Source organism: Aurantibacter aestuarii, from assembly GCF_003008425.1.
Taxonomy (GTDB): domain Bacteria; phylum Bacteroidota; class Bacteroidia; order Flavobacteriales; family Flavobacteriaceae; genus Aurantibacter; species Aurantibacter aestuarii.
In genome coordinates this window covers 1-240 of the sequence record NZ_PXOQ01000004.1, presented here as the reverse complement: position 1 = coordinate 240, position 240 = coordinate 1, and the positions used below count along the sequence as shown (strand labels likewise).

At 35.8% G+C, this 240-nt stretch carries 1 protein-coding gene; it reads left to right on the top strand.

The annotated features are described in order from the left end of the window. A partial coding sequence (locus C7H52_RS13390; RefSeq protein ID WP_181256187.1) for a hypothetical protein occupies positions 1–183 on the top strand: 183 nt, incomplete at its 5' end. Between the last annotated feature and the right edge of the window lie 57 nt (positions 184–240).

Genomic DNA, 240 nt, shown 5'->3' with positions numbered 1-240 from the left:
GTTCTAAATGCAGTTGACAAAGAGGCGTTAGAATATCAAGAAATGTATTCAAAGCCAGCAAAAGGAAGAGACGGTAAATTAATTGAAGGTGCAAGAACTTATCAACCAAACACTATTTACGAATGGAATCGACCTGCATTTTCGGTGTTATCTTCTGTTTTGGAAAAGGAATGCATATTGTGATTATTTGGTCTATCCGTAATAAACCTGAATTATGTTAACTCTGGGAGTGCCTGTATT